Raw genomic sequence first — 571 nt, forward strand, 5'->3', positions numbered from 1 at the left:
CGGCGATGTCTTCGCCGGCAACAGCGAAGACCGCCTCGCGCGCGTCATTGCGGGAGATCTCGACGATCATCTGGCCCGCGGCCACGACCTGACCAGGGTCCGCGCCAGCCGCCGTCACAATACCGTCGTCAGGCGCAAGCAGCTGCGTGTAGCCGAGCTGGTTTTCAACGATCCGGAGATTGGCTTCGGCCGCCTGGACGGCAGCTTGTGCGCTCTGCAGCGACTGCAGCGCCTCATCGTACTGGGAACGGGTGGTAAAGCCCTTGCCGAGCAGAATACGGAAGCGTTCCTCTTGGGCCACGACCTGGACGAGCGTGGCCTTGGTCGCCGTGAGATCGGCCTGTGCGGCGGTCACCTTGTTGCGGTAATCGACGGCACTGAGCTCAGCGAGCTTCTGACCTTTCTTGACGACGGCGCCTATGTCGACATCGCGCGAGATGATCCGGCCGCCGACCTCGAAGCCGACCTCGCTGACATAACGCGACTGGACGCGACCGGCGCCCTCCGCCACCGTGGCGAGCTTGTGAGGCGTCACCACCACTGCCCGCGCCTGCCGCGGAGCTGCTAATGC

Annotated in this window: 1 protein-coding gene; it reads right to left on the bottom strand. The window is 65.7% G+C overall.

Going from position 1 to position 571, the window contains the following annotated elements; all coding sequences use genetic code 11:
• A partial coding sequence (locus tag NMG70_RS32980; RefSeq protein WP_436798407.1) for an efflux RND transporter periplasmic adaptor subunit occupies positions 1-571 on the bottom strand: 571 nt, incomplete at both ends.

It is taken from the genome of Mesorhizobium ventifaucium (assembly GCF_935822925.1).
Lineage (GTDB): Bacteria > Pseudomonadota > Alphaproteobacteria > Rhizobiales > Rhizobiaceae > Mesorhizobium > Mesorhizobium ventifaucium.